Source organism: Salmonella sp. SAL-020, from assembly GCF_017372215.1.
Lineage (GTDB): Bacteria > Pseudomonadota > Gammaproteobacteria > Enterobacterales > Enterobacteriaceae > Salmonella > Salmonella enterica.
The window spans coordinates 766,321-780,429 of the sequence record NZ_CP071690.1 but is presented as its reverse complement, the minus strand read 5'-3'; the positions used below and the strand labels follow the sequence as shown (position 1 = coordinate 780,429).

The 14,109-nt window shown below is 53.4% G+C and carries 17 protein-coding genes; 13 read left to right on the top strand and 4 right to left on the bottom strand.

Translation table 11 applies throughout. The annotated features are described in order from the left end of the window. Window positions 1-44: 44 nt before the first annotated feature. Window positions 45-344 (bottom strand): hypothetical protein, encoded by a 300-nt coding sequence (locus J1G48_RS03750; RefSeq protein WP_001576358.1) that lies wholly within the window; start codon window positions 342-344, stop codon window positions 45-47. Window positions 345-399: 55 nt separating this feature from the next. On the opposite strand from J1G48_RS03750, the gene metK reads away from it, so the two are divergent. The 8 genes from metK to ruvX all read left to right on the top strand — a co-directional run bounded on the left by metK (window position 400) and on the right by ruvX (window position 7,790). After that, the gene (metK, locus tag J1G48_RS03745; protein WP_001062140.1) at window positions 400-1,554 is read left to right on the top strand and encodes a methionine adenosyltransferase; all 1,155 of its coding nucleotides are present in this window, start codon (window positions 400-402) and stop codon (window positions 1,552-1,554) included. Window positions 1,555-2,046: 492 nt separating this feature from the next. Then, window positions 2,047-3,441, top strand: a complete 1,395-nt coding sequence (gene galP, locus J1G48_RS03740; RefSeq protein WP_001113171.1) for a galactose/proton symporter — start codon at window positions 2,047-2,049, stop codon at window positions 3,439-3,441. A gap of 78 nt (window positions 3,442-3,519) precedes the next feature. Continuing rightward, window positions 3,520-4,017 (top strand): SprT family zinc-dependent metalloprotease, encoded by a 498-nt coding sequence (locus J1G48_RS03735; protein ID WP_000856775.1) that lies wholly within the window; start codon window positions 3,520-3,522, stop codon window positions 4,015-4,017. 95 nt (window positions 4,018-4,112) lie between these two features. Next, window positions 4,113-4,820, top strand: coding sequence for a deoxyribonuclease I (gene endA, locus J1G48_RS03730; RefSeq protein ID WP_000286124.1), 708 nt, complete (start codon window positions 4,113-4,115; stop codon window positions 4,818-4,820). 76 nt (window positions 4,821-4,896) lie between these two features. Further along, window positions 4,897-5,628, top strand: a complete 732-nt coding sequence (gene rsmE, locus J1G48_RS03725; RefSeq protein ID WP_001675718.1) for a 16S rRNA (uracil(1498)-N(3))-methyltransferase — start codon at window positions 4,897-4,899, stop codon at window positions 5,626-5,628. A 19-nt stretch (window positions 5,629-5,647) separates the two neighbouring features. Beyond that, the gene (gene gshB / locus J1G48_RS03720; protein WP_000593248.1) at window positions 5,648-6,595 is read left to right on the top strand and encodes a glutathione synthase; all 948 of its coding nucleotides are present in this window, start codon (window positions 5,648-5,650) and stop codon (window positions 6,593-6,595) included. 215 nt (window positions 6,596-6,810) lie between these two features. Beyond that, a complete protein-coding gene (locus tag J1G48_RS03715) occupies window positions 6,811-7,374 on the top strand; it encodes a YqgE/AlgH family protein (protein WP_001053173.1) in 564 nt (187 codons plus the stop codon). Next, the gene (gene ruvX, locus J1G48_RS03710) at window positions 7,374-7,790 is read left to right on the top strand and encodes a Holliday junction resolvase RuvX (protein WP_001285490.1); all 417 of its coding nucleotides are present in this window, start codon (window positions 7,374-7,376) and stop codon (window positions 7,788-7,790) included. Before J1G48_RS03715 ends, ruvX begins: the two co-directional genes overlap by 1 nt. A gap of 46 nt (window positions 7,791-7,836) precedes the next feature. Here the strand turns inward: ruvX and J1G48_RS03705 are convergent, their stop codons facing one another. Both J1G48_RS03705 and J1G48_RS03700 read right to left on the bottom strand, forming a co-directional pair. After that, a complete protein-coding gene (locus tag J1G48_RS03705) occupies window positions 7,837-8,523 on the bottom strand; it encodes an IclR family transcriptional regulator (protein ID WP_000098325.1) in 687 nt (228 codons plus the stop codon). Window positions 8,524-8,654: 131 nt separating this feature from the next. After that, window positions 8,655-9,635: a type IV pilus twitching motility protein PilT gene (locus tag J1G48_RS03700; protein WP_001055642.1), complete on the bottom strand. Its 981-nt coding sequence runs from the start codon at window positions 9,633-9,635 to the stop codon at window positions 8,655-8,657. 17 nt (window positions 9,636-9,652) lie between these two features. Between J1G48_RS03700 and J1G48_RS03695 the strand changes: the two genes are divergently transcribed. Genes J1G48_RS03695 through hemW form a run of 5 tightly spaced genes read left to right on the top strand, consistent with a single transcriptional unit; the run spans window position 9,653 to window position 12,959 of the window. Then, window positions 9,653-10,357, top strand: a complete 705-nt coding sequence (locus J1G48_RS03695; RefSeq protein ID WP_000651540.1) for a YggS family pyridoxal phosphate-dependent enzyme — start codon at window positions 9,653-9,655, stop codon at window positions 10,355-10,357. An 18-nt stretch (window positions 10,358-10,375) separates the two neighbouring features. Further along, complete coding sequence (locus tag J1G48_RS03690) at window positions 10,376-10,942, top strand: YggT family protein (protein ID WP_001094848.1); 567 nt, start codon at window positions 10,376-10,378, stop codon at window positions 10,940-10,942. Beyond that, entirely contained in the window at window positions 10,939-11,229 is a 291-nt protein-coding gene (yggU, locus tag J1G48_RS03685) for a DUF167 family protein YggU (protein WP_001277205.1), read from the top strand. Before J1G48_RS03690 ends, yggU begins: the two co-directional genes overlap by 4 nt. A 7-nt stretch (window positions 11,230-11,236) precedes the next feature. Continuing rightward, window positions 11,237-11,830, top strand: a complete 594-nt coding sequence (locus J1G48_RS03680; RefSeq protein WP_001174769.1) for an XTP/dITP diphosphatase — start codon at window positions 11,237-11,239, stop codon at window positions 11,828-11,830. Next, window positions 11,823-12,959, top strand: a complete 1,137-nt coding sequence (gene hemW, locus J1G48_RS03675) for a radical SAM family heme chaperone HemW (protein WP_001096521.1) — start codon at window positions 11,823-11,825, stop codon at window positions 12,957-12,959. The genes J1G48_RS03680 and hemW overlap by 8 nt, the downstream gene beginning before the upstream one ends. A gap of 90 nt (window positions 12,960-13,049) precedes the next feature. Here the strand turns inward: hemW and J1G48_RS03670 are convergent, their stop codons facing one another. Beyond that, the gene (locus tag J1G48_RS03670; RefSeq protein ID WP_000252197.1) at window positions 13,050-14,057 is read right to left on the bottom strand and encodes a DUF1202 domain-containing protein; all 1,008 of its coding nucleotides are present in this window, start codon (window positions 14,055-14,057) and stop codon (window positions 13,050-13,052) included. Window positions 14,058-14,109: the final 52 nt, after the last annotated feature.

Genomic DNA, 14,109 nt, shown 5'->3' with positions numbered 1-14,109 from the left:
CCACGGCCGCCTCGTAAGACGAACCCACAAGCCAAAGCAACGTTTTAACCCGGCTGGAAGTGGCGACACGAAGAAAACGTCGTGTGCTTTTGTATGAGCCGCGCGTCGCGTTTTATACCCAGAACGCAGAAAAAAAGCAAAGCATAAATGCGCATAATGTCAGCATTATCAGAAACGTTTATCGCCTGATTTTGACCGACATTGCGACGGCCTTCAAAAAAAGCTGGAAATTGGGCGAAGAAGTGACCTAAAATAGCCGTCCAGATGTTAATCCATCCATACTGATTAACACTCAGACTGCCAGTGTCAGCGACCTTCAGACTCATGGTAGAATCTTCTGTCATGACTATTCCGCACAACAGTTTGAGCTAACTAAATTCTCCTTAGGTGAAATTAAATATGGCAAAACACCTTTTTACGTCTGAGTCCGTATCAGAAGGGCATCCTGACAAAATTGCAGACCAAATCTCTGATGCCGTGTTGGACGCTATCCTGCAACAGGATCCGAAAGCACGCGTCGCCTGTGAAACCTACGTTAAAACCGGCATGGTTTTAGTTGGCGGTGAGATCACCACCAGCGCCTGGGTCGATATCGAAGAGATTACCCGTAATACGGTGCGCGAAATTGGCTATGTGCATTCCGACATGGGCTTTGACGCCAACTCTTGCGCGGTACTGAGCGCAATTGGCAAACAGTCTCCGGATATCAACCAGGGCGTTGACCGCGCAGACCCGCTGGAACAAGGCGCGGGCGACCAGGGCCTGATGTTTGGCTACGCGACAAATGAAACCGACGTACTGATGCCTGCGCCAATCACCTACGCGCACCGTCTGGTACAGCGTCAGGCTGAAGTGCGTAAAAATGGCACCCTGCCATGGTTGCGTCCGGATGCAAAAAGCCAGGTCACTTTCCAGTATGACGACGGCAAAATCGTCGGTATCGACGCCGTGGTTCTCTCTACGCAGCACGCAGAAGATATCGACCAAAAATCGCTGCAAGAAGCGGTGATGGAAGAGATCATCAAACCCATTCTGCCGTCTGAATGGTTAAATACGTCCACTAAGTTTTTTATCAACCCAACCGGTCGTTTTGTTATCGGCGGCCCGATGGGCGATTGTGGTCTGACCGGTCGTAAGATCATTGTTGATACCTACGGCGGTATGGCGCGTCACGGCGGCGGCGCCTTCTCCGGTAAAGATCCGTCTAAAGTTGACCGTTCTGCAGCTTACGCTGCGCGTTATGTCGCGAAAAACATCGTGGCGGCAGGTCTGGCGGATCGCTGTGAAATCCAGGTCTCCTACGCTATCGGCGTAGCGGAGCCGACGTCCATCATGGTGGAAACGTTCGGTACTGAAAAAGTGCCTGCTGAACAGTTGATTCTGCTGGTGCGCGAATTCTTCGACCTGCGCCCGTACGGCTTGATTCAGATGCTGGATCTGCTGCACCCGATCTACAAAGAAACTGCGGCTTACGGCCACTTCGGTCGCGAAAACTTCCCATGGGAAAAAACCGACAAAGCGCAACTGCTGCGCGATGCTGCCGGTCTGAAATAATCGCCCGCGCCTGACGCTGTTTTTCAGCCAGGTAAACCATACCGTACTTATCAAGGCCAGCGCCCTGCTGGCCTTTATCATTGCTGATACACGCAACGTTATCAGATATTCCAGCGTGAATTTATACTGACCTTTTTGTGATGCGCAGCACAATCCACTCTCCCCTTTCGTTTCTTCGACTACACTTTTTATCATTCAGTTTCAGTCATCATGAAAGCGGTTACATTCATTTTCATTAAGAACTGACCGCCTCACTATCGGTATGCTAATTCTACGATGAAAATATTACATAATTTTTCAACTTTGTCTGAATACCAGGCGATTGATATGGTTATAAGATTATTAAAACTATTATTTTTCAGATAATTAAATAATCACCGAGATAAATAGTAGTGTAAACGATTACACCATTGTGATTAGCCTCACATCTTTTTACGGCGTACTCACCTACTCTTAACATCGATAAAATTGCTAACCCAACCGGAGGGCATAATGCCTGACAATAAAAAACAAGGGCGTTCCAACAAGGCCATGACATTTTTTGTCTGCTTTCTTGCAGCCCTGGCAGGATTACTTTTTGGCCTGGATATCGGCGTTATCGCCGGTGCTTTACCCTTCATTACCGACGAGTTTCAGATTACCGCACACACTCAGGAATGGGTGGTCAGCTCCATGATGTTTGGCGCGGCCGTCGGCGCTGTCGGCAGCGGCTGGCTCTCCTTTAAGCTGGGTCGTAAAAAAAGCCTGATGATCGGCGCTATCCTGTTCGTCGCCGGTTCGCTGTTCTCCGCTGCGGCGCCTAACGTTGAAGTCCTGATTATTTCTCGCGTGCTGCTGGGTCTGGCCGTCGGCGTCGCTTCCTACACTGCACCGTTGTACCTGTCCGAGATCGCGCCGGAAAAAATTCGCGGCAGTATGATCTCAATGTACCAACTCATGATCACCATCGGGATTCTGGGCGCTTATCTGTCAGATACCGCGTTCAGCTACAGCGGCGCATGGCGCTGGATGCTCGGCGTGATCATCATCCCGGCCATTCTGCTGCTGATCGGCGTCTTCTTCCTGCCGGACAGCCCGCGCTGGTTTGCGGCAAAACGCCGCTTCCATGATGCTGAACGCGTCCTGTTGCGCCTGCGTGACACCAGTGCGGAAGCAAAACGTGAGCTCGATGAAATTCGCGAAAGTTTGCAGGTTAAACAGAGCGGTTGGGCGCTGTTCAAAGAGAACAGCAACTTCCGCCGCGCCGTGTTTCTTGGCATTTTGTTGCAGGTCATGCAGCAATTTACCGGGATGAACGTCATCATGTATTACGCGCCGAAAATCTTCGAACTGGCGGGGTACACGAATACCACGGAGCAGATGTGGGGCACCGTTATTGTTGGTCTGACTAACGTGCTGGCAACCTTCATCGCTATCGGCCTGGTTGACCGCTGGGGCCGCAAGCCGACCCTGACGCTGGGCTTCCTGGTCATGGCGATTGGTATGGGGATTCTGGGTACGATGATGCACATCGGCATCCATTCGCCGTCTGCGCAATACTTCGCTATCGCTATGCTGCTGATGTTCATCATTGGATTTGCGATGAGCGCTGGTCCGCTGATTTGGGTACTGTGCTCCGAAATCCAGCCGCTGAAAGGCCGCGATTTCGGCATCACCTGCTCCACCGCGACCAACTGGATCGCCAATATGATCGTCGGCGCAACGTTCCTGACCATGCTGAACAATCTGGGTAACGCCAACACCTTCTGGGTCTACGCTGGCCTGAACGTGCTGTTTATCCTGCTGACCCTGTGGCTGGTGCCGGAAACCAAACACGTTTCGCTGGAACACATTGAACGTAACCTGATGAAAGGTCGTAAACTGCGCGAAATCGGCGCCCACGACTAATCCCTCCACGCTTCCTCCTGCCACAGGAGGAAGCGTTTTTCTTGCAGTCCCTCTTCCGTCGCACTATTCTCTGCCGCTATGAAAACCCCTCGTCTCCCTATCGCTATCCAGCAGGCCGTGATGCGCCGTCTGCGGGAAAATCTCGCCCAGGCGAACCTCAAGCTCGATAGACATTATCCGGAGCCGAAACTGGTGTATACGCAACGCGGCACCTCGGCGGGCACCGCCTGGCTGGAGAGCTACGAAATCCGCCTCAACCCGGTGTTACTGCTGGAAAACATCGACACCTTTATAGCAGAGGTCGTGCCGCATGAACTGGCGCATCTGTTGGTGTGGAAGCACTTCGGACGCAAGGCTCCGCATGGCAAGGAATGGAAGTGGATGATGGAAAGCGTGCTGGGCGTTCCGGCCAGACGTACTCATCAATTTGCGCTGCAATCCGTACGGCGCAACACCTTTCCCTACCATTGCCAATGCCAGCAACATCAACTCACCGTCCGCCGTCATAATCGGGTAGTACGCGGCGAAGCGGTTTATCGTTGCGTTCACTGCGGCGAACCACTGGTCGCCGGGTAGTTTCCCGAAACGTCCGGGAACTTTCCTGAGCGGACTGATTGCATACAGACACAACTTTCGTTACGTTGCGGGCTCGTTTTGCTATGGAGTGTGCAATGTACCGTAATTTTTCTTTTGCCGCTGCGTTGCTGGCCGCAGCGTTTTCAGGCCAGGCCCTGGCCGATGGCATTAACAATTTTTCTCAGGCCAAAGCGGCGAGCGTCAAAGTCAATGCCGACGCGCCCGGCAGCTTTTACTGCGGGTGCCAAATCCGCTGGCAGGGTAAAAAAGGCGTCGTAGACCTGGAGTCCTGCGGCTATAAGGTGCGTAAAAACGAGAATCGCGCCAGACGCATTGAGTGGGAGCACGTTGTCCCCGCCTGGCAATTCGGTCATCAGCGCCAGTGCTGGCAGGACGGCGGGCGAAAAAACTGCGCTAAAGACCCGGTCTACCGCAAAATGGAAAGCGATATGCATAACCTGCAACCCGCGATTGGCGAAGTGAATGGCGATCGCGGCAACTTTATGTATAGCCAGTGGAACGGCGGCGAAGGTCAGTACGGGCAGTGCGCCATGAAAGTAGATTTCAAAGCGAAGCTCGCCGAGCCGCCCGCCCGCGCCCGTGGCGCAATCGCCCGCACTTATTTTTATATGCGCGACCAATACCAACTGAAACTTTCCCGCCAACAAACGCAGCTTTTTAACGTCTGGGATAAGCAGTACCCCGTTACCGCCTGGGAGTGCGAGCGCGATGCGCGTATCGCGAAGGTCCAGGGTAATCATAATCCCTATGTGCAACGCGCTTGCCAGGCGCGAAAGAGCTAACCTACACTAGCGGGATTCTTGTTAACCCATGCCCTGGATAGCCAAACGCCGGGGCCATGACGCGGATTTTTTTATTATGCGTATTCCCCGCATTTATCACCCTGAATTGTTGACGTCCGGTACGCAGATTTCGTTATGCGAAGATGCGGCCAACCATATTGGTCGTGTACTGCGCATGGGAGCGGGACAAGCGTTACAGCTGTTTGACGGCAGTAATCAGGTATTCGATGCTGAAATCATTAGCGCCAGTAAGAAAAGCGTTGAAGTGCAAGTGATGAAAGGCGAAATCGACGATCGTGAATCGCCGCTACATATCCATCTGGGCCAGGTGATGTCGCGCGGTGAAAAAATGGAATTTACTATCCAGAAATCGATCGAACTAGGTGTAAGCCTCATTACGCCACTGTTCTCTGAGCGCTGCGGCGTTAAACTGGATAATGAACGTCTGAACAAAAAGCGCCAGCAGTGGCAAAAGATCGCCATCGCCGCCTGCGAACAATGCGGGCGTAACCGGGTGCCGGAAATTCGCCCGCCGATGGCGCTGGAAGCCTGGTGCGCCGAGCAAGATTCCGGGCTGAAGCTCAATCTTCATCCGCGCGCCCATGCCAGCATCAACACTCTGCCGCTGCCGGTTGAACGCGTCCGACTGCTGATCGGCCCGGAAGGCGGGCTGTCGGCGGACGAAATCGCGATGACCGCGCGCTATCAGTTTACTGATATTCTGTTAGGACCTCGCGTTCTGCGTACTGAGACAACCGCGCTCACCGCCATTACCGCGCTACAGGTGCGTTTTGGCGACTTAGGATGAAGCGTTAACGGAGAAAATAATGATCAAGCTCGGCATCGTGATGGACCCCATCGCACACATCAACATCAAGAAAGACACCAGTTTCGCTATGCTGCTGGAAGCCCAACGTCGTGGTTATGAACTTCATTATATGGAGATGGCCGACCTTTATCTGATTAACGGCGAAGCCCGCGCCCGCACGCGAACGTTGAGCGTGGAGCAAAATTACGATAAATGGTACGAGTTCGGCAGCGAGCAGGAGATTAAACTCGCCGATCTGGACGTCATTTTGATGCGCAAAGATCCGCCGTTTGATACCGAGTTTATTTATGCGACCTATATTCTGGAACGCGCTGAAGAAGAAGGGACGCTGATCGTCAACAAACCGCAAAGCCTGCGCGACTGTAATGAAAAACTGTATACTGCCTGGTTTGCCGATCTGACGCCGGAAACGCTGGTAACGCGCAATAAAGCGCAGCTCAAAGCGTTTTGGGAAAAGCACGGCGATATCATTATGAAACCGCTGGACGGTATGGGCGGCGCGTCCATTTTCCGCGTTAAGGAAGGCGATCCTAACATAGGCGTTATTGCCGAAACGCTGACCGAGCTGGGCAACCGCTACTGCATGGCACAGAACTATTTGCCCGCGATCAAAGATGGCGATAAGCGCGTCCTGGTCGTCGACGGCGAGCCGGTGCCTTACTGCCTGGCGCGTATTCCGCAGGGCGGCGAAACCCGCGGCAACCTGGCGGCTGGTGGTCGCGGCGAACCCCGTCCGTTGAGCGAAAGCGACTGGGAAATCGCCCGCCGCGTTGGGCCAACGCTTAAAGCCAAAGGGCTTATTTTCGTCGGTCTGGATATTATCGGCGACCGCTTAACGGAAATTAACGTGACCAGCCCAACCTGCGTGCGTGAAATTGAAGCGGAATACCCGATCTCTATCACCGGGATGTTGATGGACGCCATCGAAGCGCGTCTGGCGAAGTAAAGGTTTATTGCCCGGTGGCGTGCGCTTACCGGGCCTGAGCAATCACGCCGCCCCGGTCGGATAAGGCGGCGCATCAGCATCGCCATCCGGCAGTCTATTGCCCGATAAGGCCACCGTCCTTTGGCAAAAGACGGCTTATATGAGTGACAACCGTCCGCTTTCCCCACATACTGAACACTGTCGTTTTTTTGAACCAGGAAACAGAACCTCTGACAATGAATTTACAGCATCACTTTCTTATTGCCATGCCTGCGCTCCAGGACCCGATTTTCCGCCGTTCCGTGGTGTATATTTGCGAGCACAACCAGGACGGCGCTATGGGGATTATTGTTAATAAGCCTTTGGAAAATCTGCAAATTGAAGGGATTCTGGAAAAACTAAAAATTACGCCGGAACCGCGCGATTCGTCAATTCGTCTTGATAAAGCCGTGATGCTCGGCGGCCCGCTGGCGGAAGATCGCGGATTTATTCTCCATACTCCGCCGTCACGTTTCGCCTCCAGCATTCGTATCTCAGACAATACCGTGATTACCACCTCCCGCGATGTGCTGGAAACGTTAGGTACCCAACAACAGCCTTCCGATGTACTGGTCGCGCTGGGCTACGCCTCCTGGGATAAAGGCCAGCTTGAACAAGAGCTGCTTGATAACGCCTGGCTTACCGCGCCCGCCGATCTCAATATTTTGTTCAAAACACCCATTGCCGAGCGCTGGCGCGAAGCGGCAAAACTTATTGGCATTGATATTCTGACCATGCCTGGCGTTGCGGGGCACGCCTGATGAGCGACACCTTACTGGCCTTTGACTTCGGCACAAAAAGCATCGGCGTTGCAATAGGACAACGCATTACCGGCACCGCCCGTCCGCTTCCGGCAATCAAAGCACAGGACGGCACGCCCGACTGGATGCTCATTGAACGTTTGCTGAAAGAGTGGCAGCCGGACGAAATTATTGTCGGGCTACCGCTCAATATGGATGGCACTGAACAGCCGCTGACGGCGCGCGCACGTAAATTCGCCAACCGTATTCATGGGCGTTTCGGGGTAACTGTCACGCTGCACGATGAACGACTCAGCACCGTTGAAGCACGCTCCGGTCTGTTTGAACGAGGTGGGTATCGCGCACTGAACAAAGGCAAAGTGGACTCGGCCTCCGCCGTGATTATCCTCGAAAGCTATTTTGAACAGGGGTATTAAAGCCGTTTTTGTCAGCAGGCGGATAACGCGGTCACGGTTGCCAGGCTTACTGGGCAATAAGCTGGTTTAATGCCTTCAACGCCTGTAAACGCGCAGCCGCCTCCGCCTCATCAATCCGCCACATTCCCGCAAAGGCCAGCGCTGCGGCGTGCTTGCCTAGCGGTTGCGCCATAGAAACTTCACCATCAGCGTGATGCCACAGCACGTATCCCCGCTGGCGCTGCTGCGCCACATGCGGCGCCAGATTACGCCATTGCTCCGGAGTAAAACGCTGCATTAGCGCCTCATCGCTTTCTGCCGCCAGTAACGCCACTCCTGTTACCGACTGCCAGGCCGGGCACATGCGAAACCCCGCCAGCGCCTGACTTCCCTGCGAACCCGGCGTAGAGTGATAAATATAGATAATCTGGTCTTCCCATAGCACGCCTAATGCCACCACGATGTCTTTGGGCGCATGGCGTTCAAGGATAGGCAACGCATGGGAGAACAGCGCTGAACCACGAATCGCCTGCGCCGCCAAAGCATGAATGCCTGGCCCGGGTAAATAGCGTCGGTGCTCATCCTGCATCGTGAGTCCAATAGAGGCCATCGTCATTAACAGGCGATTAACGCGCGTGGTATTAATATCCATCAGCCGGGCAAGCTCGCGACATCCGATAGCACGGTCGCTGGAGACCAGATATTGCAGACAGCGAATGCCATCTATCAGGCTTTGATTCGGTTGTGATGACATCGTTAAATGGCTTCGCTGTGGTTTTAACAAAGCTGCGATTTTAACGCCGGTTCGCCAGGATACAAGCCTGCATGCCGTTCAATCCACCGCGCCAGTCAACACTTTACAACCCCCCTACGCCGCCATCTTCGCTACAGTCGTCCCTGCGCCTGACGCCATTGCGCGCTCTGGGCGAATGTCATCATCCCCTGCTGCTGCCCGGTTTGTATCACGTGGGCCAACTGATGGAGTTTGCCTTCACGGATCAAATTCCCTGTGGCTGGCGTATTAATCAGTAATTCAAACAACGCCACGCGCCCATCCTGTCTGTCGACCTCCAGTTTTTGTGATAGTACGGCGCGCAGACTACCCGCCAGTTGGCTGCGTACCGGTTCTTTTTCCTGCGCCGGAAAACTATCCACTAATCTTTCCACCGCCTGCGCCGCACCGCGAGTATGCAGGGTTGCCAGTACCAGATGCCCCGTTTCCGCCGCCGTCAGCGCCAGGCGAATGGTCTCGCTGTCACGCAGCTCTCCCAGTAAAATGACATCGGGATCTTCACGTAACGCCGCGCGCAGCCCGGCGGCAAAAGTGGCGCAATGCTGGCCGATTTCCCGCTGCTGTATCAGGCAACGCTTGCTGGTGTAACGGTACTCAATAGGATCTTCCAGCGTCAGGATGTGTTTATCGGCATGTTGATTAAGATGTCCCACCATCGCCGCCAGCGTAGTGGATTTCCCGCAGCCAGTAGCGCCAGTGACCAGAATCAGTCCGTTCTCGCTGGCAAGCAGTGCGGGTACTATCGGCGGCGTCTGGATTTCCGCCAGATCAGGACAACGCTCGGGCAATAGCCGTAGCGCCAGCGACGTTCCCTGTTGATGTGTGAACGCACTGGCGCGCAGGCGCCGCGTGCCAGACAGCGAGACGGCGAAATCAAGCTGGCCGTGCGTTCGCCACTGATATTGTTGCGCATCATTAAGCCAATCAAGCAGAAGCCTGTCGACATCAGGCGCGGTAAAAGGCGCGTTCTCCATGCGTCCTTGTTTGCGCCATCGCGCAGGCCAGGCGTTACACAGGTGTAGATCCGAGACGTTATGCTTTACACTAAGCGTCACAATTTCTTCCATATTCATATAAACATCCTCGGAAAATGAAAGATATCGCGCATAACCTGGCATACATCCGGGACAAAATCTCCGCCGCGGCGACGCGTTGCGGCCGCTCTTCAGAAGAAGTTACGTTGCTTGCAGTGAGTAAAACCAAACCTGCGAGCGACATCGCAGAAGCCATTGCCGCCGGACAACGGGCATTTGGTGAAAATTATGTACAAGAGGGGGTGGAAAAAATCCGCCACTTTCAGGAAGCGAAAGTGGAAGGCCTGCACTGGCACTTTATTGGCCCTTTACAGTCCAACAAAAGTCGGCTGGTGGCCGAGCATTTTGACTGGTGTCATACCATCGATCGCCTGCGTATCGCCTCGCGGCTGAGCGAACAGCGTCCGGATAATCTGCCGGCGCTAAATGTTCTGATCCAAATTAATATCAGCGATGAAAACAGCAAATCAGGCATTCCGCTGGCGGAACTGGATGAGCTGGCCGCTGCGGTGGCTACACTGCCGCGTCTGCGGCTTCGCGGACTGATGGCGATCCCGGCGCCAGAGTCAGATTATGTAAGGCAGTTTGAAGTCGCACGTCAAATGGCTGTAGCATTTGCCGGGCTGAAAGCGCGCTACCCTGACGTTGATACCCTATCTCTGGGTATGAGCGACGATATGGAAGCCGCGATTGCGGCAGGTAGCACAATGGTGCGCATCGGCACCGCTATCTTTGGTGCTCGTGATTACACAAAAAATTAAGGAAAACTGAGGAACGCCATGAATACGTTGACCTTCCTGCTCTCAACGGTAATTGAGCTGTATACCATGGTGCTATTATTGCGCGTGTGGATGCAGTGGGCCCGCTGTGACTTTTACAACCCTTTCTCCCAGTTCGTGGTGAAAATTACGCAGCCCATCATCGGACCGCTGCGTCGTATTATCCCGCCAATGGGGCCGATTGACAGCGCTTCCCTGCTAGTGGCGTTTATTCTTAGCGTTATTAAGGCGATAGTGCTGTTTAAGGTCATTACGTTTCAGGCGATTATCTGGATTGCCGCAGTGCTTATCTTGCTTAAAACAATCGGCCTGCTGATCTTCTGGGTGCTGCTGGTCATGGCTATCATGAGCTGGGTGAGCCAGGGTCGTAGCCCGATTGAATATGTATTGATTCAGCTTGCCGAGCCGCTGCTCAGCCCGATTCGCCGTATACTGCCTGCGATGGGCGGCATCGACTTCTCGCCGATGGTTCTGGTGCTGCTGCTGTATGTCGTTAATATGGGGATCGCTGAAGTCTTACAAGCGACAGGCAACATGTTGCTGCCGGGGCTGTGGATGGCGCTATGAGTGCTGTGACTCGCTGCGAAGACGGTCTGGTGTTACGGCTTTATATTCAGCCGAAAGCCAGCCGCGACAGTATTGTGGGCTTACATGGCGACGAGGTGAAAGTCGCCATTACTGCCCCGCCGGTTGACGGTCAGGCAAACAGCCATCTGACCAAGTTTCTTGGTAAACAGTTTCGCGTGGCGAAAAGTCAGATCGTCATCGAAAAAGGCGAGCTGGGCCGTCACAAACAGGTAAAAATTATTCACCCGCAACAGATCCCGCCGGAAATTGCGGCGTTAACTGAGTAGGTATTCCATGCAAAAAGTTGTTCTCGCAACCGGCAACGCCGGTAAAGTGCGCGAGCTCGCGTCGCTGTTAAGCGATTTTGGGCTTGATGTGGTAGCGCAAACGGAACTGGGCGTCGATTCCGCGGAAGAAACCGGCCTGACGTTTATTGAAAACGCGATTCTCAAAGCGCGCCATGCCGCCAAAATGACCGGCCTGCCCGCCATTGCCGATGACTCCGGTCTGGCCGTTGACGTTTTAGGCGGCGCGCCGGGTATCTATTCCGCGCGCTATTCTGGCGAAAACGCGACAGATCAGCAAAATCTGGAAAAACTGCTGCATACTCTACGGGATGTTCCGGACGACAAACGCCAGGCGCGATTCCATTGTGTACTGGTTTATTTGCGTCATGCGGAAGATCCCACACCGATAGTCTGTCACGGTAGCTGGCCTGGCGTCATTACTCGCCAGGCGGCCGGAAATGGCGGATTTGGCTATGATCCCATTTTCTTCGTACCGTCTGAAGGCAAAACCGCCGCAGAACTGACCCGTGAAGAAAAAAGCGCGATTTCCCACCGTGGACAAGCGCTCAAGCTGCTGCTGGATGCGTTACGCAATGGCTAAACTACCGCCGCTCAGTCTTTATATTCATATTCCCTGGTGTGTACAAAAATGTCCATATTGCGACTTCAATTCCCATGCGTTGAAGGGCGAGGTGCCACATGACGACTACGTCCAGCATCTGTTAAACGATCTGGATGCCGACGTCGCTTGGGCGCAAGGGCGTGAAGTAAAGACCATTTTTATTGGCGGCGGTACGCCAAGCCTGCTTTCCGGGCCGGCGATGCAAACGCTGCTGGACGGCGTGCGTGCGCGCCTGAATCTGGCGGCGGATGCGGAAATTACTATGGAAGCGAACCCCGGCACGGTCGAAGCCGACCGCTTCATCGACTATCAGCGCGCCGGCGTAAACCGGATCTCCATTGGCGTGCAGAGCTTTAGTGAGCCTAAGCTGAAACGTCTTGGCCGTATTCACGGTCCACAAGAGGCGATGCGGGCAGCAAGACTGGCAAATGGGCTTGGGCTACGCAGCTTTAACCTCGACTTGATGCATGGATTGCCGGACCAAACGCTGGAAGAGGCGCTGAATGATTTGCGACAGGCAATTGCGCTTAATCCGCCGCATCTCTCATGGTATCAATTGACGATTGAACCCAACACTCTGTTCGGTTCGCGTCCGCCGGTTTTACCGGACGATGACGCTCTGTGGGATATCTTTGAGCAGGGCCACCAGTTATTAACCGCCGCGGGCTATCAGCAATACGAAACGTCGGCCTATGCCAAACCCGGTTATCAGTGCCAGCATAATCTGAACTACTGGCGCTTTGGCGACTATCTGGGGATTGGCTGCGGCGCCCACGGTAAAGTCACCTTCCCGGGCGGCAGGATCCTGCGCACCACCAAAACCCGTCACCCACGCGGTTATATGCAGGGACGTTACCTGGAAAGCCAGCGTGACGTGAGTGATGACGATAAACCCTTTGAGTTCTTTATGAACCGTTTTCGGTTGCTGGAGCGCGCGCCTCGCGCCGAATTTGTCGACTATACCGGGCTTACGGAAGCGGTTATTCGTCAGCCAATCGACGAGGCTATTGCCCAGGGCTACCTGACCGAATGCGAGCAATACTGGCAGATTACCCGGCACGGTAAACTGTTTTTAAACTCTCTTCTTGAGTTGTTTCTCGCGGAATAACAAGGATAAGCCTGTCGCGCCAGCGGGTAAAATACCTGATGGCGCGACGCTTACCGACCTGTGGCGGTTAATGCGCCGCCGGCAAGCGCATTATTTAATAACTCCTTTACGACGCAAATCGTCCGTATCTTTTTTCCAGCGCTCGTAACCGTCATTAATATCCATAATTTTCACACGGATATCACTCTGTTGCATCTGAAGTTTCTGTACCGCTATATTCAGCGGATATTGTCCTTTCTCTAACGTTATCCAGTCATTCTGCGCTTTTCGACGCAGCTCTTCTGATTTCAAAAATACCTGCCGCCGTTGCTCGTGTATGTCTAAATCTCTTTTCTGCTGAATAGCCGCTTCATTGCACGGCTCACTCTGCTTACGGCACGCGTCTAATGCCGGTTGATAGACCTCTTTTTCGTATTTCTCGGCATATACGCTGCTATCGTTGGCTTTTACATAATCATCGCGCTCTTTTAACGTCTTTTTAAACGCCTCAGCGCGGGTCAACGGTTTCCCATCAGCGCCTTTTCCCCAATACGCGTCCGCTTCTTTTTTAGCTACCGCTATTTTCTTATCCAGGGCAGAGAGTTGTTCTTCAAGACCGGGGATCGACGCTTTCTGCGCACGCCAGGAGGCTTCAATGTTGCCAAACCGATAGTTAAAATCATCGCTGTTGACGATCAGGTATTTATCATTCGTTTTAATGTCGTCAATAGCCCGGCCCTGATCGCTGGCTGCCATTTGTAATGAGTAATAGTTCACCGTCCAGCCAGAGGCTGGCGTCCCTTTACTGGTTAACATGGCAGAAAATTTAACGGGACGATCTTTGGTCCAGGTTTTTTCAACAAAATAATAATCCGCCGCCATACCAACGCCGGTATACATATCTTCACGGGAAGAAATATCCCCTTCGGCAGACCAGGTGGCCTGATTGCCCGTCGAATCAAGATTTTTTAAGGTAATGGAATCCAGTTTAAGTATGCCGTGGTACTGCTTACTAAACTGTTCTTTTAAGATGTTATCGGAGGGTTGAGCAACCTCTGCCCAACTATAGCCTGAAATCAGGGCAAACAGCGCTGCGCCAGCAATCCATTGTCGAACCACTTGTGGACCTCCCGTCCAGAGACATGACGCCCACAATTATCATAACCATGAT

What these genes read in the sequence shown, in the direction of transcription:
- gshB (WP_000593248.1), top strand. Translation starts at nt 5,648, where the DNA reads ATGATCAAGCTCGGCATCGTGATGGACCCCATCGCACACATCAACATC.
- rsmE (WP_001675718.1), top strand. Translation starts at nt 4,897, where the DNA reads ATGCGTATTCCCCGCATTTATCACCCTGAATTGTTGACGTCCGGTACG.
- J1G48_RS03750 (WP_001576358.1), bottom strand. Translation starts at nt 344, where the DNA reads ATGACAGAAGATTCTACCATGAGTCTGAAGGTCGCTGACACTGGCAGT.
- J1G48_RS03705 (WP_000098325.1), bottom strand. Translation starts at nt 8,523, where the DNA reads ATGTCATCACAACCGAATCAAAGCCTGATAGATGGCATTCGCTGTCTG.
- endA (WP_000286124.1), top strand. Translation starts at nt 4,113, where the DNA reads ATGTACCGTAATTTTTCTTTTGCCGCTGCGTTGCTGGCCGCAGCGTTT.
- J1G48_RS03690 (WP_001094848.1), top strand. Translation starts at nt 10,376, where the DNA reads ATGAATACGTTGACCTTCCTGCTCTCAACGGTAATTGAGCTGTATACC.
- J1G48_RS03700 (WP_001055642.1), bottom strand. Translation starts at nt 9,635, where the DNA reads ATGAATATGGAAGAAATTGTGACGCTTAGTGTAAAGCATAACGTCTCG.
- hemW (WP_001096521.1), top strand. Translation starts at nt 11,823, where the DNA reads ATGGCTAAACTACCGCCGCTCAGTCTTTATATTCATATTCCCTGGTGT.
- J1G48_RS03680 (WP_001174769.1), top strand. Translation starts at nt 11,237, where the DNA reads ATGCAAAAAGTTGTTCTCGCAACCGGCAACGCCGGTAAAGTGCGCGAG.
- J1G48_RS03715 (WP_001053173.1), top strand. Translation starts at nt 6,811, where the DNA reads ATGAATTTACAGCATCACTTTCTTATTGCCATGCCTGCGCTCCAGGAC.
- galP (WP_001113171.1), top strand. Translation starts at nt 2,047, where the DNA reads ATGCCTGACAATAAAAAACAAGGGCGTTCCAACAAGGCCATGACATTT.
- yggU (WP_001277205.1), top strand. Translation starts at nt 10,939, where the DNA reads ATGAGTGCTGTGACTCGCTGCGAAGACGGTCTGGTGTTACGGCTTTAT.
- ruvX (WP_001285490.1), top strand. Translation starts at nt 7,374, where the DNA reads ATGAGCGACACCTTACTGGCCTTTGACTTCGGCACAAAAAGCATCGGC.
- J1G48_RS03695 (WP_000651540.1), top strand. Translation starts at nt 9,653, where the DNA reads ATGAAAGATATCGCGCATAACCTGGCATACATCCGGGACAAAATCTCC.
- metK (WP_001062140.1), top strand. Translation starts at nt 400, where the DNA reads ATGGCAAAACACCTTTTTACGTCTGAGTCCGTATCAGAAGGGCATCCT.
- J1G48_RS03735 (WP_000856775.1), top strand. Translation starts at nt 3,520, where the DNA reads ATGAAAACCCCTCGTCTCCCTATCGCTATCCAGCAGGCCGTGATGCGC.